Consider the following 19,313-nt stretch of genomic DNA (forward strand, 5'->3'; position numbering starts at 1 on the left):
ATGCATCGGGGCCAGCGGGCGAGTCTGGGAAACCAGGCGGACCACGCAATCAAGGCCGGATATAAGTAAGCAGCCGACTTCTTCGCAACACGACACAAATTCTTCTTGCTACCCGGGAGGCATCCATATAAGACACCATGACAAGAACACTTTTCAGCAGTACCATCGCCGGCAGCCTGCCCAAGCCGGCCTGGCTGTCAGAGACCCAGAAACTCTGGCCGCAATGGAAGGCCGAGGGCGCTGAACTCGCGCAGGCCAAGGCCGACGCGACCCTGCTGTGGATCAAGGCCCAGGAGGACGCCGGGCTTGACGTGATCGGCGACGGCGAGCAGTCGCGCCAGCATTTTGTGCATGGCTTTCTTGAACAGGTCGAAGGCATCGACTTCGAGCACAAGGTCAAGATGGGCATACGCGACAACCGTTATGACGCCATGGTGCCGCAGGTGGTGGCCACGCTCAAACTCAAGGGCCGGGTGCATGCCGCAGAGGCCCAGCTACTGCGCGCGCACACCGGCAAAAAGATCAAGTTCACCTTGCCCGGCCCGATGACGATTGTCGACACCGTGGCCGACCGGTTTTACGGCGACCGAGTCAAGCTCGCCATGGCCTTTGCCGAGCTGCTCAACCAGGAGGCGCTGGCGCTGCAGGCCGATGGTGTGGACATCATCCAGTTCGACGAACCGGCTTTCAATGTTTACATGAAGGACGCCGCCGACTGGGGCGTGAAGGCGCTGGAGCGCGCCGCGCAGGGTCTGACCTGCACCACGGCCGTGCACATCTGCTATGGCTACGGCATCAAGGCCAACGACGACTGGAAGCAGACCCTGGGCGAGGAGTGGCGCCAGTACGAGCAGGTGCTGCCGGCGCTGGCGAAAAGCAGCATCCAGCAGGTCAGCCTGGAGTGTTACCACTCGCATGTGCCGCCGCACCTGATGGCGCTGCTCGAAGGCAAGGACGTGATGGTCGGCGTGATCGACGTGGCCAGCGACGAGATTGAAACGCCCGAACAGATTGCCGACACCATCGGAAAAGCCTTGCAGTACGTGCCGAAGAACCGACTGTTGCCCTGCACCAACTGCGGTTTGGCACCCATGAACCGTGAGATCGCGTTAAGGAAACTCCAGGCATTAGCACAGGGCGCGGCGCTGGCGCGTGAACGCTATGGCGCCTGAGATGACAGAGGCGAGCGCGCTCGAATTCGCCGCGCCTTCTGAACTGGGCCTGTGCCCTGATCGGCTGCAGCGCGTGCTGGACGTCCTGCAGTCGGAAGTGGACTGCGGCCGCCTGCCCGGTGCGGTGGCGCTGGTCGCGCGACGCGGCAAGCTCGCGCTGTTCGAAAGCGTGGGCCAGCTTGACCCGACAGCCGGCACCGTTATGCAGCGCGACGCGATTTTTCGCATCTACTCGATGACCAAACCGCTGGTTTCGGTCGCCGTGATGATGCTGATGGAGCAGGGCAAGCTGCTGCTCAGTGACCCGGTGGCCAAACACCTGCCGGAGTTTGCCAACCAGAAGGTGGCTGTGGAGCGTGATGGCCAGGTGACGCTGGAGGACGTGATCCGGCCCGCCACGGTGCAGGACCTGCTGCGCCACACGGCCGGGCTGACGTATGAGTTTCTTGGTTCAGCGGCGGTGCAGCGGCAATATGCCGAGCTGCAAATGGGGTCGCGCGAACGCAGCAATTCGGAATTTTCGCGCACGCTGGCAGCGCTGCCGCTGATGCACCAGCCCGGCAGCGTCTGGGAATACAGCCGCGCCACCGACGTGCTGGGCCGGCTGGTTGAGGTCGTCAGTGGGCAAACCCTCGGCGGCTACCTGCGCGAGGAAATTTTTGCCCCGTTGGGCATGCACGAGACCGGTTTTGTCGTGGCCGTAGCCGATCAGCATCGGATCGCCGAGCCTTTTGCGCACGACCCCGATGGTGGCGTGCCCATGCGTATGCTGGACCCGCGCCGCGCCATGGCCATGGAGAGCGGGGGCGGCGGCCTGTTGTCCACCGCCATGGATTACGCGCGTTTTCTGCAGTTCATGCGCAATCGCGGGGAACTGCTGGGCACGCGGCTGCTGGGTCCGCACACCGTCGACTTCATGACGGCCGATCACCTGGAAGGTCTTCCGTCTACCGGCGACCTGCTGCCGCCAGGCCACGGCTTCGGGCTCGGGTTTGCAGTGCGCATGGCGACGGGCGTGTCACCGGTTCCCGGATCGGTGGGCCTGTACTACTGGGGCGGCATCGCGGGCACCACCTTTTTTGTCGATCCGGCGCAGGATCTGTACGCGCTGCTGATGATCCAGGCACCGATGCAGCGCGACTATTACCGGCCGCTGTTCCGCAGCCTGGTGTACGCTGCCTTGCTGGACTAGGAGCCTGGGCGGCAGAAGGCGTCGAAGCGAGAAGTGGCCCCGGCGAGGACAGTTTTTGCCGGGTTTGCAGCGCCATAGCCGCAGCTATGGGGCAAAAAGCCGGTGAAAAATGGACCGTCGCGGCCGCTTTGCAGCCGACGTTCCTTCTGCCGCCCAGGCTCCTAGGAGACAAAACATGGGCCACGACCCCGGACACGGTCATTCCCACGGAGACAGCAACGCACCTGAGCCGACCGACTGGAAACACGACGGCGTGCGTGTGATCCCGGGCGGCCAACTCGACAGCAACGTGCCATCGACCCCCGGCATGGACCGCAAGGCCGCCATCAATTTCGCACCCACCCCCACGGCGGCATGTAAAGCGCCGGCAAAGCGGATGTGAGGCAGCGGTGAAGCCTGGCGCAACTGCGCAAAATTGCACACTTTTAGCCGGGCTGCGCATACTTTTACTTACGAATGTCACCGCGTCCTACATCGGCGTTTACATGAACTGGGTACAACAGAGGCTCTAACAAGGAGTACCCATCATGGATACAAACAATCAAGTTCCTGCCACACCAGGCAATCAGCCTGGTTTTTCTCAGCGCATGCAGCACAGCAAGGCGCTGGTTGCCATTGCAGCCGTGCTGGGCGTCACGGTGATGGCGCTTGCCGCCGCGCTGGTGGTCAATCGCTCCGACGCTCAGCCCGGTGGAACCGCCGCCGTGGCGCCAACGACGCAGTCGAGCACGACCACCAAGCAGGCCAGCAACACGCCGGCGCCCGCGAAACCCGTGGTTCAACAGCGGCCTGTTGTTGTGGCCCAGGCCCCTGCGCCCAAGCCGGTGGTTTGCGCCGACTGCGGCACGGTCGAAGCGGTGACCCCCGTCCAGCGCCAGGGTCAGGTCAATGGTGTGGCCGTCGGCAACACCACGGTGGGTCTGGGCACTGTCGCCGGTGGCGTGATCGGTGGCCTGCTGGGCAACCAGGTCGGCGGCGGCAACGGCAAGACGGCCATGACGGTGCTCGGTGCCGCTGGTGGCGCCTTTGCCGGCAACAAGATCGAGGAAAACATGAAAAAAGTCACCGTCTACCAGGTGCGCGTGCGCATGAATGATGGTTCGACCCGCAACGTCGAGGTATCCAGCGCGGTGGCGGTTGGCTCCAAGGTAATTGTTGAAGGCAACAACCTGCGCATGGCCTGAGCCCTGCCTGCCGCAAAGGCAGACATCAATGCATGAATGAAAGAGGCGTGATGGCAAGCCATCCCGCCTCTTTTTGCATTTGACATGTCGGCGCCGCCACACCACAGTCGGCGCAGACTGTGCGAAGATTGTCCGCAACCCGATCCCTGCCCCGGCGGCGGACCCCGCAACCATGAAAGAAGTGTTATGAAGGCCATCTGGAACGGCGCAGTCATTGCGCAAAGCGACGACATCGTGACCATCGAAGGTAACCATTATTTTCCCGAAAGCACGCTGAACCGCGATTACGTGACCTTCAGTAACCACCACACCATGTGTGCCTGGAAAGGCCAGGCGAGCTATTACTCGCTGCTGGTCAATGGCGAGATGAATACCGATGCCGCCTGGTACTACCCCGATCCCAAGTCTGAAGCCGAAGAGATCAAAGGCCGTGTGGCTTTCTGGAAAGGCGTGAAGATCGAAGCCTGATTTTTTGAGGAGACAAGCGATCATGTTTAAGCACATCTTGCTGCCAGTAGACGGTTCTTCCACCTCGCTGACGGCGGTCGAGAAGGCCAGGGGCCTGGCCCAGGCTTTCGGCAGCGCTGTAACGCTGATTTACGTGATCGACCCTTACGCCTTCAGCGGTGTCGGTGCCGACTTCGCTTATGGCCAGGCGCAGTATCTGGGCGCAGCGACGACGGAAGGCAAGCTGGCGCTGGCCGGAGCGACTGAGCGGCTTGAAAGCGCGGGTATCACGGTGGCCTCGTCCATCGTCGAAAGCCATGCCATCTATCGCGGCATCCTCGAAACCGCCAACTCGGTGGGGGCCGACCTGATCGTCATGGGGTCGCACGGCCGCCGAGGTCTCGAAAAACTCGTGCTCGGCAGCGTGGCGGCGCAGGTGCTGGCGCATGCGCACTTGCCGATTTTGATTGTTCGCGACTAAGCCATTTCGCGGTTTGCTGCCTGATACGGGCGGTTTGGGCATCAAATCGGTCGCTGGCCCATAGCACGCGGGCATAAGCAGCTATTGATTTCGTAGCAAAGACATCATACTGCGTCATCCGGGACCCGACCGGGATCCACGCTCGATGACCACCGCCGTTCGGTCGAAGCAAAAGAAAGTTACTTGTCGCCAGGCACTCACCCGATCAGCGGTCGCAGGCAAACCAAAAGGCCAGTAACCATGAAAAGATATGGGCAAAGGGCGGCTGTTCAATCCCTAACATCCGCCACCGGTTGGCTGCCGAAGTCCGGTTTCGCCAGGTAAGCCAGAATGCGCGCTGCGGCATCGTCGGGGGAAGTCAACTGCCCCCTGTCCTTGAGGGCGATGAAGTTGGCCTGGTCCGGAAATGCGGTGGCGTCGGCACCGCGCAACTGGGTTTGCATATCGGTGTCGATCACGCCGGGCGCCAGCGAGCACACGGCGGCGCCGTTCGGCTTGAGCGCTTCTTCCAGCGCCACGCAACGCGTGAAGTGGTCCATGCCGGCCTTGGCGGCGCAATAAATGGATTGCGAGGCCATGGCCTTGCGGCCCAGGCCGGAAGAAATATTGAGCACCTTGCGTTGACCGGTCCAGCTTTTGGTGGCGCGCAGGAAGGCGGCGGTGAGTTGCATGGGGGCTTCCAGCCCGACCGCCAGGCCTGTGTGCAGGTCGTCGGCGTCTGCGTCGCTCAGCGGGCCAATGCGCGGGATCATGCCGGCGTTGTTGATCAATACGGCGCTGGCAAAACCTTCGCCAGCCTGCTCGCGCAGCCATTGCTCCAACCGCGCGCTGAGGTCGACGCTCTGCGCCAGGTCTTGGGTCCATTGCAGCAGCGTGGCGCCCGCCAGTTTGGCCTGTGCGGCCAGAGTGTCGTTGGCCTTGCGCGAGATGCAAAGCAGGGTGTGGCCGGGTTTGAGCAGTTGGCGGGCCATGGCCAAACCCATGCCGCGGGAGGCGCCGGTCAGGATAAAAAGTTGGAGAGTCATAGCCACCGATGTTACTGACAAACGGCGACCAGCATGCCGGGCTGTGGCCTTCAGGTCGCCACAACGATGGGAAAGTTTGCGCGCAGGCCGTCACTGCCCGCCGCAAACGGCACGGTCAGTGCCGCCCGGTCGGTCTCATCGAGCCGACGCCACAAAAAGTCGCGCGTGTTGCTGGCATCACCGGCCACATAAAGCTGGGTGGTCAGCAGTTCGCGCTGGCCAAGCTTGACCTTCACATGAATGTGCGGTGTGCGCCCGGCATAGGCGACCGGTTTGAGCGTGCGAAAGCGGTAGCGCCCGTCGGCGCCCACTGTGATGCTGCCGAAGCCCTGAAAGCGCCGGTCTGCCCGGTCGCCGTCGCCGGGGTGGTGGTAGTGGCCGGCGTGGTCGCACTGCCAGATCTCGACCCGCGCGCCGGCCACCGGTTTGCCGGACAGATCGCTGACCCAGCCCTCAACCCAGGCAGGTTGCCCTTCAGAATAAACCAGCGCGCCGTTGCGCAGCAGGTCGGGGTCGCTGTCTTTGGGCAGGGCCACCGGGTAAAACGGACCTTCGGTTTGCGACGGGGTAGCGCGCCGGCTGGCAGCCGGCTGAGCGCGCGGGCCCAGCCACAGGGCAGGCGCTGCCACCAGGGCAGCGGCGACGGTGCGTCGGCGCAGCAGCGTGTGGGGGGAAGGGGCAGGTATTGGGCGCATCGAGGCTCTCCGGTGATCAGCGTGGGATGCTTCAGAAGCGCTGAAGTTCCGGTCTGACGCTGCTTTGTCAGAAGGGCGCGGGGTTATCGAACTGCAGGGGCTGGCCGCTGACCGGGTGCACAAAACCCAGCGCACTCGCATGCAGCAGCAGCCGAGGCGCGCGGGCCTGCACGGAATCGCTGCCGTACAGCCGGTCGCCCAAAATGGCGTGGCCAAAGCCCTGCAGATGCACGCGCAACTGGTGCGAGCGGCCCGTCAGCGGCGCCAGTTCCAGGCGCGTGTTGTGGGCCACCGCATCGCGCCCCAGGACGCGCCAGCGGGTCTGGCTGGCTTTACCATGCGCCGCATCGATGATGCGCAGTGGGCGGCGCGGCCAGTCCACGGCGATCGGCAGGTCGATCAGGCCCCAGCCACCGGCGCCGGGCGCGTCAGCTAGCTCGCCATCGACCACCGCGACGTAGCGCTTGTCCACGCTGCGGCGCTCGAACAGCGCGCCCAGCGCCCGCTGGACAGCGATGCTGCGCGCCATCAGCAGCAGTCCCGAGGTTGCCATGTCCAGCCGGTGCACTACCAGTGCGTCGGGGTAGTGCTGCTGCACGCGCGCGCTCAGGCAGTCTTGCTTGTCCTCTCCCTTGCCGGGCACGGACAGCAGACCGGCCGGTTTGTTGAGCACCAGCAGGCTGGCGTCGGCATGGACCAGTTCAAAGTCGCGCGTCATGGCGCCATTACCTGTGAAGTCATTGTTTTGCAATGGAGAGGCCAGCATCATTGAGTCATCGAAAAGTTGACAGCCAAAGGAGAAAATCATGACAGACGCAGGTGCCATTTCCCTTGCATGTGGTTTGTGGATCGGGTTGGCGCTATCGGCGCCTGCCTGGGCATAGCGTGATGGGTGGGCGGTTTCTGGAGGGCGCGGTGCGCCTGCCCGAGCTGATGGCACCGCTGCAGGTCAAGAGGTTTCTGCTGGCCGACCTGATCGACGCCAACTTCCTCATCGGTGTGGGTGTGGCCATGATGCTGCTGTTTGCCAACCCGCTGGGCCCTTAAGCCTTGGGCGGCGGGAAGTTGTGCACGGTGGGCGCAGCGCGCCGCTGCTCGCGCAGCATGAACAGGTAAAGGCTTTCCACCTTGTCCCGAGCCCAGGGCGTTTTGCGCAAAAACTTGAGGCTGGACGGCACGCTCGGTTCGAAGGTGAAGCAGCGGATCGCGATCCGCTGGCCGAGTTCTTCCCAGCCATAGTGGTCTGACAGCGCGGTGACCATGGCTTCCAGCGTGACGCCGTGCAACGGGTCTGTCATGGAGCCCCCACGCTCGTCACTTCGCGTGCCTTCGGCGGTTCGCTGCCCCTTGCACGAAGAAGAGGGGCGCTGCGCCTGCGGCCCGGCCCTTCGACAGGCTCAGGACTGGCCAAGGTCGGTTTCGCGGCCCTGGCTGGGTTTGTCTGGGCAGACCTGCGGAAAATCCTGGCGCTGCAGAAGCAGTCACTGGTTTATTTGTTCTTGAGCTTGCCGCGCAGGGGAACTTGCGTGACGATGGTCGGGCGCACCGCATCGGGCGAGACGGCTTTCGGGGGTGCCGTGTCCTTCTTCGGCTTCTTGACCATCTTGTCCTTGTTTTGCTGACCTTTTGCCATGGTGTTCTCCGGTGGGTTGATGGGGATGCCGCTGATTATCAGTGCAACTTGATGCGCGGGCGGTAGGTGCGGTCAATCATTTCCGACAAGGTGATCAAGGCAGTTTTCTTCCAGCCGCCCAGCGCCAGCTGGTGCTGCTTGTGCAGGGCCCAGTACATGAGCTTGGCCAGTTGCCCTTCGACAAAAAAACTGCCCTTGGTCAGGCTGCCCATCAGGCTGCCGACCGAGGAGTATTCGGACAGCGAAACCAGCGAGCCCTGGTCCCGGAACACAAAGGGCGCTACCTTCTCACCACGCTGCAGGCGCGGCAGCGCCTTTACCAGGTACATCGCCTGCTGGTAGGCGGCCTGGGCACGCGGTGGCACCCAGGTGCCATCGGGCTGCTGGCAGGCGGCGCAGTCGCCGAAGGCGTAAATGCTGGCATCTGCAGTTTGCAGGTTGCCGTTGACGATCAGCTGGTTCAGGCGATTGGTCTCCAGCGGCTGCGCGCCGCCCAGTGTTTTCAGGAAATCCCCGGCCTTGACGCCGGCGGCCCAGACCGTGAGGCTGGACGAGATCACCTTGCCGCTGGCCATCTTGAGGCTGCTTTCGGTGACCTCGACGACTTTTTCATTGGTGTGCACCTCGATGGCGAGCTTGCGCAACTCGCGCAGCGCCGATTCGCTCAGGCGCTCGGGCAGTTGCGCCAGCAGCCGCGGCGCGGCCTCCACCAGCACGATCTGCAAATCCTTTTCCGGGTGGATGTGGTCAAAGCCGTAGTTGGCCAGCATGCGCGCCGATGCATGCAGCTCGGCGGCCAACTCCACACCGGTGGCGCCGCCGCCGACGATGGCCACCGTCAGGCGGCCGCTGCCGGCGCTGCGCGGCACGGTCTGCGCACGTATGCAAGCGTTGATCAGGCGGTCGTTGAAGCGTTTGGCGGCCTGCGGGCTGTCCAGCTTGATCGTGTGTTCGGCCGCGCCCAAGGTACCGAAGTCGTTGGTCTGGCTGCCAACGGCAATCACCAGCGTGTCGTAGCCCAGTTCCTGCGCCGGTGTGATCTCGCGGCCGGCCTCGTCATGGCTGGCGGCGAGTTGCAGGGTTTTGCTGGCGCGGTCCAGGCCTTCAAGCCGGCCGAGGCGGAACTTGAAATGGTTCCAGCGCGCCTGCGCCAGGTACTCGATTTCCTCGGCATGGGTGTCAAAGCTGCCGGCCGCCAGCTGGTGCAGCAGCGGCTTCCAGACGTGGGTGCGTGCCGCATCGACCAGCGTGATCTCGGCCAGACCTTGTTTGCCCAAATGTTTGCCAAGCTGGGTGGCCAGCGCCAGCCCGCCGGCGCCCCCTCCGACGATGACGATGCGTTGCATGAGTTTTTCCTCTCCGGCCTCAAGTGGCCGGCAATGTTGTTGTGGCTCCATGGTAACTGGCGGGGAGGGCTCGGGATGACAGATCAAGCGATGAATTTGCTATGAATTCAGTAGCTGACCGCCCACGTCCACCAAGGGCTGGAGCCCGAAAACACTCTCAAGAACGAGAGGTTTTGGTTTTCCGGTAATTCCACCACGGCAACATCGCCCGCAGCGACAACACCTGTCCGCTTTGCGCGCGCTCGCCGCTGTAGCCGGGCAGACCGGTCAGCGTGTTCTGCCAGGCGGCGCTTTGCAGCTCAGCCAGCAGGGCCTGGACCGGCGCCTGCGGCAGCGCGGACTTCAGGCAAACCAGGTGATAACGCTCCTGCACCAGCGGCACGAAGTCCAGGCCTTTGTCACGCGCGGCCGCTTCGATGCCGAGCCCGGCATCGGCCGCGCCACTGGCCACCGCCTGGGCCACGGCGGTGTGCGATGGCTCCTGCGTGTCGTAGCCGCGCAGGCTGCCGGCGTCCAGCCCGTCTTGCGCCAGCAGTTCATCGAGCAGCACGCGGGTACCGGTGCCTTCAGCCCGGTTGATGTAGCGCAGGCCGGGTTGCTGCATGTCGGCCAGTTGCCGGATGCGGCGCGGGTTGCCTTTGGCCACGATCAGGCCCTGGCTGCGGTGCGCAAAACCGATCAGTTTGTGTTGACCCGGCTTGAGCAGGTTGCGGTAAGTGCGCGCGGCCAGCGTGCTTGTGCCCGGCCGGTCCAGCGTGTGAAAGCCCGCCATCATGCAGCGCCCGCTGTTGAGTGCGGCAATCGCGTCCACGCTGCCCATGAAACGGATGTCCAGGTGCAGGCGGCGCGTGGCGGCCTCGTCCCGCAGTGCGCTCAGCGCGGCGTCATGGCTGGCGTACAGGGTCAACACATGGGCGTCATCGTCGAAGGCGGTGGAAAACGCGCGTTCAATGTCGCCGCGCAAGGCCTCGATCTGCGGCGCCAGCCGGGCCTGCGCCTGGCGCTCGGCCCACAGCAGTTTTTCGCCGAATTCGGTCAGTTGTGCGCGCTGGCCCTTGTCCCAGACGATCAGCGTGCGGCCCAGCGTCTGCTCCCATTTTTTGAGCGCGCCCCAGACGTGGCGGTAGGACAGGTCGAGCGCACGCGCGGCCTTCGAGATGGAGCCCTGCTCACGCACCGCGTGCAGCAGGTCCATCAGCGGGTTGCGGATCAGCGCGTCTTTGCCGCGTTCGGGCGACAGCAGGTAGGAGAGTTCGACTTTGTGCATGGCAGGGGTGGGTACTGATTATCGGTGCAGCGCCGTACGACCCTGCCGCACCTATGCACCAGGCTTCTTAGCTCGTGATTCCCGATGGCTCCCAGGGATGTGCCCGTCTACGATAGGCCCACCTTTCCGCTTTGCATGAATACCTTCTCAGACAGCGTCAGCACGGCTTTTTCGCTCATTGCCTCCTTCGATCCCCTGCTCGGCAGCATTGTGTTGCGGTCGCTGGCCGTCAGTGCCAGCGCCTGTCTGATTGCCTGTAGCGTCGGCCTGGTGCTGGGCGCCTGGCTGGGCGTGGTGCGTTTTCGCGGGCGTGGCGCGGTGCTGACGCTGCTCAACACCCTGCTGGCCTTGCCTTCGGTGGTGGTCGGGCTGGTGGTTTACCTGTTGCTGTCGCGCTCCGGCCCCCTGGGGTTTCTCGGCTGGCTGTTTTCCTTCCAGGCCATGGTGCTGGCGCAGACCGTGCTCGTGCTGCCGGTGGTCACGGCGCTGGTGCGCCAGACCATAGAGGACGCCGACCGCCTGCACGGCGAGCAGTTTCAGTCGCTGGGCGCAGGCAAGGGCATGCGCAGCCTGCTGCTGCTCTGGGACGAGCGTTACACCCTGCTCACGGTGCTGATTGCCGCCTTTGGCCGCGCCATCTCCGAGGTCGGCGCGGTGATGGTGGTGGGCGGCAACATCGACGGCTTCACGCGCGTGATGACGACGGCGATTGCGCTGGAGACCAGCAAGGGCGACCTGCCGCTGGCGCTGGCGCTGGGCCTGCTGCTGCTGGCTGTGGTGCTGCTGCTCAATGTGCTGATTGCGCTGGTGCGTCGCTGGCGCGAACGTCTCGATGACGACTCGCCGCCCGACGGCGTGAAGCTGCTCGCAGCGCAGCCCCAGCGAGGCGGCGAATGAGCCTGCTGTTTGAACTGAAGGCAGTGGGTGTGCATTACGGCAAGGTGCAGGCACTGAAAGCCTGCGGGCTGCGCATCCAGGCGGGCGAGCGCGTCGCGCTGGTCGGCTCCAATGGCAGCGGTAAAAGCACCTTGCTGCGCACCCTGCACGGACTGGTGCGGCCCAGCACCGGCAGCCTGCAGGTCGATGCGGCGGCGCGCCAGGCGATGTTGTTCCAGCACCCCTACATGCTGCGCGCCAGTGCCCAGACCAATGTGGCGCTGGGTCTGTGGCTCAAGGGTGCGGCCTGGAAAGAGGCCAGGGTGCAGGCCTTGCGCGCGCTCGAACGTGTTGGCCTGCTGGCACTGGCGCAGCGCAACGCCAAGGCCTTGTCGGGCGGGCAGCAGCAGCGCCTGGCCCTGGCGCGCGCCTGGGCGCTGCGGCCGGATGTGCTGCTGCTCGACGAACCGACGGCCAGCCTGGACCCGGCCGCCAAACGCGAGGTCGAAGCCCTGATGGCTGAATTTGCGCAGGCCGGCATGACGCTGATCTTCAGCAGCCACAACCTCGGCCAGGTCAAACGCCTGGCCAGCCGCGTGATGTACCTGGAGCAGGGCCGCCTGCTGGCCGACCTGCCCACCCATGATTTCTTCAACGGCCCGCTGCCGCCTGAAGCCGAATTTTTTGTCAAAGGAGAACTTGTATGAACCTCAGTCCTGTGTCCTCGCGTTTTTTCAATACTTTCAGAGCTATAGCCCTTGTCCCGCTTGCGCTGGCAGCTACTGTTTCGATAGCGCAAACGCAGACCATCGTGATGGCTTCGACCACCTCGACCGAGCAGTCCGGCCTGTTCGGCACCTTGCTGCCGGCCTTCAAGCAGGCCAGTGGCATCGATATCAAGGTGGTGGCCCTGGGCACCGGCCAGGCCATCGACATGGGTCGCCGCGGCGATGCCGATGTGCTGTTTGTGCATGACCAGGTCGCCGAGGAAAAAGTCGTGGCCGAAGGGTTTGCCATCAAGCGTTTCCCGGTCATGTACAACGACTTCGTGCTGGTCGGCCCGGCCGCCGACCCGGCGAAAACCAGAGGCAAGGACATCGTCGAGGCGTTGAAAAAACTCAACGCGGCCAATGCCAATTTCATCTCGCGCGGCGACAAGAGCGGCACCCACGCCGCCGAGCTGCGCTACTGGAAACACGCCGGTGTGGACAACCCGCAGTTCGCCAACTACAAAGCCTGCGGCTGCGGCATGGGCCCGGCGCTCAACATCGGCTCCTCTGCCAACGCCTATGTGCTGACCGACAGGGGCACCTGGCTCAGCTTCAAGAACCGCGGTGAGCTGGTGGTGCTGGTCGAGGGCGACACCCGCTTGTTCAACCAGTACGGTGTGATGGTGGTCAACCCGGCCAAACACCCGAAAGTCAAGCTTGCCGAGGCACAGAAGTTTGTCGACTGGATTATTTCCCCGGCCGGCCAGGCATCGATTGCCAGCTACAAGATTGGCGGCGAGCAGCTATTCTTTCCGAACGCCCCGCGGCAGTAAGCAGCGCAGGGACGCCATGCAGGTGCTCCCATTCGAGCAGGGGCCGCAGGTCCGGCTCCGCCGGCCCGCAGGCGCAGCGGCCCCCTCGGGGGGCAGGGAGCGACACGTAGTGCGCGACCGTGGGGGCTATCGCAACAAGCCCAGCGCAAACGGCAGGCTGACGATGCCCAGCAGGGTCGAGAGCGTGACCAGGCCGGCGACAAACGCGCCGTTGTAACCCATGCGGGCGGCCAACACGTAGCAGCTCGAGGCCGTCGGCAGCGCCGAAAACGACAGCAGCACGGTGGTCTGCACCGGTGACAGTCCGAACACCCAGGACAGGCCCAGGGCGATCAGCGGAATGAAGAAGTGGCGAATGGCCAGCAGCGACACCGCCAGGGTTTTGGCCGAGGCCAGCGAAGCGAACTGCATGCCCGCGCCGGCGGCCATCAGGCCCAGCGCCAGTGAGGCCGCGCCTATGCGCGTGACGGTGGGCTCCAGCCAGACCGGCATCTGGAAACCCAGCAGGTTGGCGGCCAGCCCGGTGGCGGTCGCAATGATCAGCGGGTTGCGCACCAGCGCACCCCCAAAGCCGGTGTTCGCGCGCCGCGCCATGGGCCAGACCGCGCCCACGTTGAACAGCGGCACACAGACGCCGATCAGCACCGCGATCAGCAGCAGGCCTTCGGCGCCGGCCAGGCGCTCGGCCAGCGCCAGTGCGATGAAGGAGTTGAAGCGGAAAGCGACCTGCGCACTGGCGGCGTGTTCTCGCCTGTCGATGTGTGCGCCCAACCAGGGCAGATAGGGCAGTGAGTAGGCGAGGGCGATGCCCAGCACACCCATGGTCAGCCCGGCGGCGATCAGGCTGGAGGCGGCGCCCAGGTCCAGCGGGCTCCTGACGATGGAGTGAAACAGCAGGACCGGGAACAGGAAGTAATACACCAGGCTTTCCACCTGCTGCCAGACCGTGCGGTTCAGGGCGGTGTAACGACAGACCAGGTAACCACACAGAATCAGCGAGAAATCGGGAAAAAGAAGTTGCGCGTAGTTCACCCGGTGAGAATAACGCAAGCCATGGGACCCTCTGCCTGACTCGCGCCGCGCATGGCGGGAGTCAGGCAGAGGGTCCCCAGGAGCCTGGGCGGCAGAAGGTAGGTCGGCTGCAAAGCGGCCGCGTCGGTCCATTTTTCACCGACTTTTTGCCCCATAGCTGCGGCTATGGCGCTGCAAACCCGGCAAAAACTGTCCTCGCCGGGGCCACTTTTCGCTTCGACGCCTTCTGCCGCCCAGACTCCTAGGGGATTGCCCTTATGCGTTATCCACAAGAGGCAGGCACGTTGCTTGCGTTTAGGATATCCCCTGTTCTTTTTTTTAAGGAAGTTAGCCATGCAACGTCGTTATCTGCTCACCCTCTCCGCGCTGACGCTGGCCACCGCCGCGGCAGGTTCGGCCTTTGCCCAGCCCTATCCCAACAAGGTCATCAAGCTGCAGGTGCCTTTTGCACCGGGCGGCACCACCGACATCGTCGCCCGCGTGATTGCCGAGCCGCTGGGCAAGGCGCTCGGTCAGAACGTCATCGTTGAAAACAAGGCCGGTGGCGGCGGCGTGGTGGGTGCACTGGAAACCGCCCGCGCCACACCGGACGGCTACTCCCTGGGCATGGCCACCGTGTCCACCACGGCGGCCAATCCGGCCATCAATCCGAAAATCCCGTACAACACACTGACCGATTTCACGCCCATCATCAACATTGCAGCCACGCCCAACATCATCGCGGTCCACCCGAGCTTTCCGGCGCGCAATTACAAGGAGTTCCTTGCTGAACTCAAGAAGAACCCCGGCAAGTACTCTTACGCCTCCTCAGGCACGGGCGGCATTGGCCACCTGCAGACCGAGTTGTTCAAAAGCCTGAGCGGCACCTTCATCACGCACATTCCTTACCGCGGCGCCGGCCCGGCCCTGAACGACACCGTGGCCGGCCAGGTGCAGATCATTTTTGACAACATTCCGTCGGCACTGCCCTTCATTCAGCAAAAACGCCTGATCCCCATTGTGGTGGCCGCGCCGACCCGCCTGGCGGTGTTGCCTGACGTGCCGACCTTCAAGGAAGTGGGGCTGGAGCCTGTCAACCGCATGGCCTATTACGGCATCATGGGTCCCAAGGGCCTGCCGAAAGAGGTGGTCGACAAGGTCAGCGCAGCGGCCCTCAAGGCCTTGCAGGACCCGGCGGTGCGCAAGCGCATTGAAGACACTGGCTCCATCATCGTGGGCAACTCGCCCGAGCAGTTCGCGGCGCAGATGAAGGCTGAGTTCGAGGTCTATAAAAAGGTCGTGACCAGCGCTGGCCTCAAGCTCGACTGATCAGTGCGCGGGCCCGCAGCCCGCCGCGCACGCCCACCCCGCAGGTCTGGTGCCTGGCGGGGTGTTTTTTTTGTGCGGTGCCCGGCTTGTTGGCTGCGCATTTTTGTTATCGTCGCTGCATGCATCCCCAGAGCCAGTCCGGCATTGACACCTTCATCGACGCCTTGTGGCTGGAAGACGGCCTGTCAAAAAACACGCTGGCGGCCTATCGGCGCGACCTCTCGCTCTACGCAGTCTGGCTAGGCGCAAAAGAGCAGGGCGGGCGGGCGCTTGATGCGACGCAGGAGAGCGACATCCACAGCTACTTCTTGGCGCGTCACAGCGCCACCAAGGCGACCTCGGCGAACCGCCGGCTCACGGTGTTCAAGCGTTACTTTCACTGGGCGCTGCGCGAGCGCCGGATCACGGCCGACCCGACGCTCAAGCTGCAGTCGGCCAAACAGGCGCTGCGCGTGCCCAAGCGGCTGTCCGAGGCCCAGATTGAGACGCTGCTGGCCGCGCCCAGCGAAGACACGGCGCTGGGCCTGCGCGACCGCGCCATGCTGGAGCTGATGTACGCCAGCGGCCTGCGCGTGAGCGAGCTGGTCGGGCTCAAGACCTTTCACACCAGCATGAACGAGGGTGTGCTGCGCGTCACGGGAAAGGGGGAGAAGCAGCGGTTGGTTCCGTTCGGCCAGGTGGCCCGTTTGTCGATCGAGCGTTACCTTGCCGAAGCCCGACCCGAGATTTTGAAAGGCCAGCAGACAGACGATTTGTTTGTCACGGCACGCGGCAGCGGCATGAGCCGCGTGATGTTCTGGATGCTGGTCAAGAAGTACGCGCTGCACGCTGGCATCAGCTCGCCGCTGTCGCCGCACACCCTGCGCCATGCCTTTGCCACGCACCTGCTGAACCACGGTGCCGACCTGCGCGCTGTGCAAATGCTGCTGGGCCACGCCGATATTTCCACCACCACCATCTACACGCATGTAGCGCGCGAGCGCTTGAAGGCCCTGCATTCGCGGCACCATCCGCGCGGGTAACGTGGCCCCCACGTTCGCTCACTTCGTGTAGCTCTCTGCCCCCCAGGGGGGCCGCTGCGCCTGCGGCCCGGCAAAGCCGGTTCCGCGGCCCCTGCTTGAAAGGGAGAAGAAAGAGTGTTGCCGCCCAGGCTCCTAGCTGCGTGGGGCGTTCGGGTACATATAGTCGCGGCGGAAGGGGTAGTGGGCTCGGGCACCCCTGTTTTTTTCGTCCTGCACCGTGTTGCACGGTCGGCTTGCAAGAATCTGATGCAGCGACAGCCACCCCTGTTCAAAACTCATGGCACTACCGGCCAGGTACAGGCGGTAGGCGCGCAAGGTTTTTTCGGCCCGTTCGCTGTTGCCATCTGCGGCCAGCACCTGCCGTGCTTCGTCAAGCCGGGCCTCCAGCGCATCTGACCAGTCCCACAAAGTGCGGGCGTAGTGCGGACGCAGGTTTTCGGTATCGAGCATTTCCAGCCCGCTGCGTGCCATGTGGGTCAGTACCTCGCCCGCATGCAGCAATTGCCCGCCCGGAAAAATGTACTTTTCGATGAAATCACCCATGCCGGCGCCCAACTGATCAGTGTCTGGCCCGCCCGCCGTGATGCCGTGGTTCATGACCAGCCCGCCCGGCACCAGCAGCCGCATGATCTTGCTGAAATACGCCGGCATCTGGGCTCGGCCCACATGTTCAAACATGCCGACCGAGGAAATCTTGTCGAAGGGTTGGTCTTCATCCAGATGGCGGTAGTCACGCAACTCCACGCGCACCCGGCCCTGCAGGCCTTTGGCGGCAATCAGCGCCTGCACATGGGCATGCTGGTTTTTTGACAGCGTGATGCCGGTGGCGTCCACGCCGTAATGTTCGGCGGCCCACAGCAGCAGCCCGCCCCAGCCCGCGCCTATGTCAAGGAATCGCTCGCCCGGCTGCAGCATCAGCTTGCGGCAGATGTGGTCGAGCTTGGCTTGCTGCGCCAGCGCCAGCGTCATGGACTCATCGCGGTAATAGGCGCAGGAGTAGACGCGGTGCGGGTCCAACCACAGCGCATAAAAATCATCGGACACGTCGTAGTGGAACTGAATCTGCTCAGCATCTTTTTCGGGCGTGTGCATCCTGAGTGATCGCATCTGGCGCTGCAAACCGGTCCACCAGCCGACGTCGCTGTGTACCGGGTTGGCTGGCAGCAGGCTGGCCGCCACCGCCATCACGTCGCGCATGCGGCCTTCGATGTGCAGCTTGCCTTCGACAAATTCTTCGGCGAGTGCGCCGATTTGGCCGGCGCGCATGCGGGTCAGGCTGGACCAGTGTGAAAACGACATTTTCACCGGCGCATCTGGCGCGCCCAGCAACGGGCCTTCAGGCAACTGCAGGGACGCCAGCGCTGGCAGGTCTACAAGCAGGGACTCAAGCTGTGGAACGAGATGCCGGATCATGGGCTAACTCCTGTTCAATGTTTTGGTCGGTATCGCCTTGAAAGTCTAGTCCTTACGCGCTAATTTGTCAGGCCACCCGTCGGTTGCCAGGTGTCACCGGTCCAGCTTCCGGCGGCGCCGCGCCGGTCGGGTTTTCAAATGCCAAGCAGCGCCAGCTCGGCCTCGTCAAACCCTGCCGCCCGGCGCGCGTCCAGGTTAAACGGCCCCTTGAGCCGGGGTGCGCCGTAGGCTGCGGCCAGTTTGGAATACGTACGGATCGGGTCTAGCCCGCGTTCGCTGCACAGGTGGCGGTACCAATGGTTGCCGATGGCGACATGGCCGATTTCATCGCGCAGGATGATGTCGAGGATGCCGACTGCCGCCAGCGCATCGGGCGTTGCTACCTTGCGCAGCTTGGCCTGCATGGCCGGCGTGGCGTCCAGGCCGCGCGCCTCCAGCGTGCGCGGTACCAGCGCCATGCGCGCCAGCACGTCGCCAGCGGTTTTGTGGGTCATGTCCCAGAGGCCGGTGTGCGCAGGAAAGTCGCCGTAGTCATAACCCATGGCCTGCAATTGCGTGCGCAGCAGGCTGAAGTGTTGCGCCTCTTCGGTCGCCACGCGCAGCCAGTCCAGGTAGTAGTCCCGCGGCATGCCGTCAAAACGCCAGGCCGCGTCCAGCGCGAGGTTGATCGCGTTGAACTCGATGTGGGTCACCGCATGTATCAGGGCGGCCAGACCCGCCGGGGTGTACGCAGAGCGTTTGGGCACGTCCAGGTGGGAGCGCAGTTCCGGCCGCGCTGGGCAACCGGGCAGGCCAGCAGGCGCAGCGATATGAAGCTGATTTGCTATCGAAAGCGTAGCTGCGTGCGCATACAGGGTATGGGCTAGCAGCACTTTTTGCTGTGGATCCGGTTGCAGCAGTGCCGCCAGGGCCTGCTGGCGCAGTTCGGGTGATGGACTGGGCAGGGTCATGTCTGGATTGTCCGCCAAAGACGGGGGCCTCTTTACAATGGACCGATCCAAAGATAAGGCAACACAGAGGAAATACGATGGCGATTTACCAACTCGATGAACTGGCCCCGAAGATGCATGAGACGGCCTGGGTGGCCGACAGCGCGCAGGTGATTGGCGATGTGGAACTGGCCGAAGGTGTGAGCGTCTGGTTCGGAACCGTGATACGCGGCGACTCCGGGACCCTGCGCATTGGCCGTGGCTCCAATATTCAGGACGCTTGCGTGCTGCATGCCGACCTCGGTGTGCCTCTGACGATTGGCGAAAACGTCTCTGTCGGCCACCAGGTCATGCTGCACGGCTGCACCATCGGCGACGGCTCGCTGATCGGTATTGGTGCAGTGGTGCTCAACAACGCGAAGATCGGCAAAAACTGTTTGGTCGGTGCGGGCTCGCTGGTGACCGAGGGCAAGGAGTTCCCCGACGGCTCCATGATCCTGGGCAGCCCGGCCAAGGTGGTGCGCCAGTTGTCCCCGGAGCAGATCGAGGGTTTAAAAATGATCGCCCATCACTATCTGGAGAATGCCAGCCGCTACAAGGCGGGATTCAAGAAGATCGCCTGAGCACCCACATGACCACTCCCAACACCCGACCGTCGCAAACCACCTACAAGCCAGCCGGGGCCGCGGGTCCGGCTTTGCCGGCCCGCAGGCGCAGCGCCCCCGAGGAGCTGGAGCCTGCGGCTCCA

The 19,313-nt window shown here is 63.9% G+C and carries 22 protein-coding genes and 1 pseudogene; 13 read left to right on the forward strand and 10 right to left on the reverse strand.

Annotated elements, in window-relative coordinates; translation table 11 throughout:
* Window positions 1–137: 137 nt before the first annotated feature.
* The 6 genes from Q8O29_RS12880 (at window position 138) to Q8O29_RS12905 (ending at window position 4,476) form a co-directional block, all read left to right on the forward strand.
* Window positions 138–1,172 (forward strand): methionine synthase, encoded by a 1,035-nt coding sequence (locus Q8O29_RS12880; RefSeq protein WP_305563395.1) that lies wholly within the window; start codon window positions 138–140, stop codon window positions 1,170–1,172.
* 1 nt (window position 1,173) lies between these two features.
* Window positions 1,174–2,364, forward strand: coding sequence for a serine hydrolase (locus Q8O29_RS12885; RefSeq protein WP_305563397.1), 1,191 nt, complete (start codon window positions 1,174–1,176; stop codon window positions 2,362–2,364).
* A gap of 175 nt (window positions 2,365–2,539) precedes the next feature.
* A complete protein-coding gene (locus Q8O29_RS12890) occupies window positions 2,540–2,746 on the forward strand; it encodes a hypothetical protein (RefSeq protein WP_371134234.1) in 207 nt (68 codons plus the stop codon).
* 145 nt (window positions 2,747–2,891) lie between these two features.
* Window positions 2,892–3,548, forward strand: a complete 657-nt coding sequence (locus Q8O29_RS12895; protein WP_305563399.1) for a glycine zipper 2TM domain-containing protein — start codon at window positions 2,892–2,894, stop codon at window positions 3,546–3,548.
* Between the two features lie 186 nt (window positions 3,549–3,734).
* Window positions 3,735–4,016: a DUF427 domain-containing protein gene (locus tag Q8O29_RS12900; RefSeq protein WP_305563401.1), complete on the forward strand. Its 282-nt coding sequence runs from the start codon at window positions 3,735–3,737 to the stop codon at window positions 4,014–4,016.
* Window positions 4,017–4,038: 22 nt separating this feature from the next.
* Window positions 4,039–4,476, forward strand: coding sequence for a universal stress protein (locus Q8O29_RS12905; RefSeq protein WP_305563403.1), 438 nt, complete (start codon window positions 4,039–4,041; stop codon window positions 4,474–4,476).
* 269 nt (window positions 4,477–4,745) lie between these two features.
* On the opposite strand, the gene Q8O29_RS12910 is transcribed toward Q8O29_RS12905, so the two are convergent.
* From Q8O29_RS12910 to Q8O29_RS12920, 3 genes are all read right to left on the reverse strand, one after another.
* A complete protein-coding gene (locus Q8O29_RS12910; protein WP_305563405.1) occupies window positions 4,746–5,501 on the reverse strand; it encodes an SDR family NAD(P)-dependent oxidoreductase in 756 nt (251 codons plus the stop codon).
* A 50-nt stretch (window positions 5,502–5,551) separates the two neighbouring features.
* Window positions 5,552–6,196: a protocatechuate 3,4-dioxygenase gene (locus Q8O29_RS12915; protein WP_305563406.1), complete on the reverse strand. Its 645-nt coding sequence runs from the start codon at window positions 6,194–6,196 to the stop codon at window positions 5,552–5,554.
* A 67-nt stretch (window positions 6,197–6,263) separates the two neighbouring features.
* Window positions 6,264–6,914: an RluA family pseudouridine synthase gene (locus tag Q8O29_RS12920; RefSeq protein WP_305563408.1), complete on the reverse strand. Its 651-nt coding sequence runs from the start codon at window positions 6,912–6,914 to the stop codon at window positions 6,264–6,266.
* A 135-nt stretch (window positions 6,915–7,049) separates the two neighbouring features.
* On the opposite strand from Q8O29_RS12920, the pseudogene atpE reads away from it, so the two are divergent.
* Window positions 7,050–7,243, forward strand: a pseudogene (gene atpE, locus Q8O29_RS12925) (F0F1 ATP synthase subunit C); the annotation flags it as partial.
* On the opposite strand, the gene Q8O29_RS12930 reads toward atpE, so the two are convergent.
* The 4 genes from Q8O29_RS12930 to Q8O29_RS12945 all read right to left on the reverse strand — a co-directional run bounded on the left by Q8O29_RS12930 (window position 7,240) and on the right by Q8O29_RS12945 (window position 10,442).
* Entirely contained in the window at window positions 7,240–7,494 is a 255-nt protein-coding gene (locus Q8O29_RS12930; protein ID WP_305563410.1) for a VF530 family protein, read from the reverse strand. The pseudogene atpE and the gene Q8O29_RS12930 overlap by 4 nt on opposite strands.
* Before the next feature lie 191 nt (window positions 7,495–7,685).
* Window positions 7,686–7,829 carry a hypothetical protein gene (locus Q8O29_RS12935; protein WP_300561999.1) on the reverse strand — a complete coding sequence of 48 codons (144 nt, stop codon included), beginning with the start codon at window positions 7,827–7,829 and terminating at the stop codon, window positions 7,686–7,688.
* A gap of 38 nt (window positions 7,830–7,867) precedes the next feature.
* Entirely contained in the window at window positions 7,868–9,175 is a 1,308-nt protein-coding gene (locus Q8O29_RS12940; protein WP_305563413.1) for an NAD(P)/FAD-dependent oxidoreductase, read from the reverse strand.
* 157 nt (window positions 9,176–9,332) lie between these two features.
* On the reverse strand, window positions 9,333–10,442 hold the full coding sequence (locus Q8O29_RS12945; RefSeq protein ID WP_305563414.1) for a substrate-binding domain-containing protein: 1,110 nt from the start codon (window positions 10,440–10,442) through the stop codon (window positions 9,333–9,335).
* Between the two features lie 135 nt (window positions 10,443–10,577).
* Between Q8O29_RS12945 and Q8O29_RS12950 the strand changes: the two genes are divergently transcribed.
* The 3 genes from Q8O29_RS12950 to Q8O29_RS12960 are packed head-to-tail and all read left to right on the forward strand — an operon-like array spanning window position 10,578 to window position 12,861.
* Window positions 10,578–11,339 carry an ABC transporter permease gene (locus Q8O29_RS12950; protein ID WP_305563416.1) on the forward strand — a complete coding sequence of 254 codons (762 nt, stop codon included), beginning with the start codon at window positions 10,578–10,580 and terminating at the stop codon, window positions 11,337–11,339.
* Window positions 11,336–12,025 (forward strand): phosphate ABC transporter ATP-binding protein, encoded by a 690-nt coding sequence (locus Q8O29_RS12955; protein ID WP_305563418.1) that lies wholly within the window; start codon window positions 11,336–11,338, stop codon window positions 12,023–12,025. The genes Q8O29_RS12950 and Q8O29_RS12955 overlap by 4 nt, the downstream gene beginning before the upstream one ends.
* On the forward strand, window positions 12,022–12,861 hold the full coding sequence (locus Q8O29_RS12960) for an extracellular solute-binding protein (RefSeq protein WP_305563420.1): 840 nt from the start codon (window positions 12,022–12,024) through the stop codon (window positions 12,859–12,861). The genes Q8O29_RS12955 and Q8O29_RS12960 overlap by 4 nt, the downstream gene beginning before the upstream one ends.
* 126 nt (window positions 12,862–12,987) lie before the next feature.
* Here the strand turns inward: Q8O29_RS12960 and Q8O29_RS12965 are convergent, their stop codons facing one another.
* A complete protein-coding gene (locus Q8O29_RS12965; protein WP_305563531.1) occupies window positions 12,988–13,893 on the reverse strand; it encodes an AEC family transporter in 906 nt (301 codons plus the stop codon).
* Window positions 13,894–14,226: 333 nt separating this feature from the next.
* Between Q8O29_RS12965 and Q8O29_RS12970 the strand changes: the two genes are divergently transcribed.
* Both Q8O29_RS12970 and xerD read left to right on the forward strand, forming a co-directional pair.
* The gene (locus Q8O29_RS12970) at window positions 14,227–15,201 is read left to right on the forward strand and encodes a tripartite tricarboxylate transporter substrate binding protein BugE (RefSeq protein ID WP_305563422.1); all 975 of its coding nucleotides are present in this window, start codon (window positions 14,227–14,229) and stop codon (window positions 15,199–15,201) included.
* A gap of 119 nt (window positions 15,202–15,320) precedes the next feature.
* Window positions 15,321–16,223, forward strand: coding sequence for a site-specific tyrosine recombinase XerD (gene xerD / locus Q8O29_RS12975; protein WP_305563424.1), 903 nt, complete (start codon window positions 15,321–15,323; stop codon window positions 16,221–16,223).
* Between the two features lie 132 nt (window positions 16,224–16,355).
* On the opposite strand, the gene Q8O29_RS12980 is transcribed toward xerD, so the two are convergent.
* On the reverse strand, window positions 16,356–17,636 hold the full coding sequence (locus tag Q8O29_RS12980; RefSeq protein ID WP_305563426.1) for a class I SAM-dependent methyltransferase: 1,281 nt from the start codon (window positions 17,634–17,636) through the stop codon (window positions 16,356–16,358).
* Between the two features lie 134 nt (window positions 17,637–17,770).
* A complete protein-coding gene (locus Q8O29_RS12985) occupies window positions 17,771–18,586 on the reverse strand; it encodes a ferritin-like domain-containing protein (RefSeq protein ID WP_305563428.1) in 816 nt (271 codons plus the stop codon).
* A 77-nt stretch (window positions 18,587–18,663) separates the two neighbouring features.
* Between Q8O29_RS12985 and Q8O29_RS12990 the strand changes: the two genes are divergently transcribed.
* Window positions 18,664–19,188 carry a gamma carbonic anhydrase family protein gene (locus tag Q8O29_RS12990; RefSeq protein WP_305563430.1) on the forward strand — a complete coding sequence of 175 codons (525 nt, stop codon included), beginning with the start codon at window positions 18,664–18,666 and terminating at the stop codon, window positions 19,186–19,188.
* The last annotated feature ends 125 nt before the right edge of the window (window positions 19,189–19,313 follow it).

The organism is Polaromonas sp. (assembly GCF_030689685.1).
Taxonomy (GTDB): Bacteria; Pseudomonadota; Gammaproteobacteria; order Burkholderiales; family Burkholderiaceae_C; genus Polaromonas.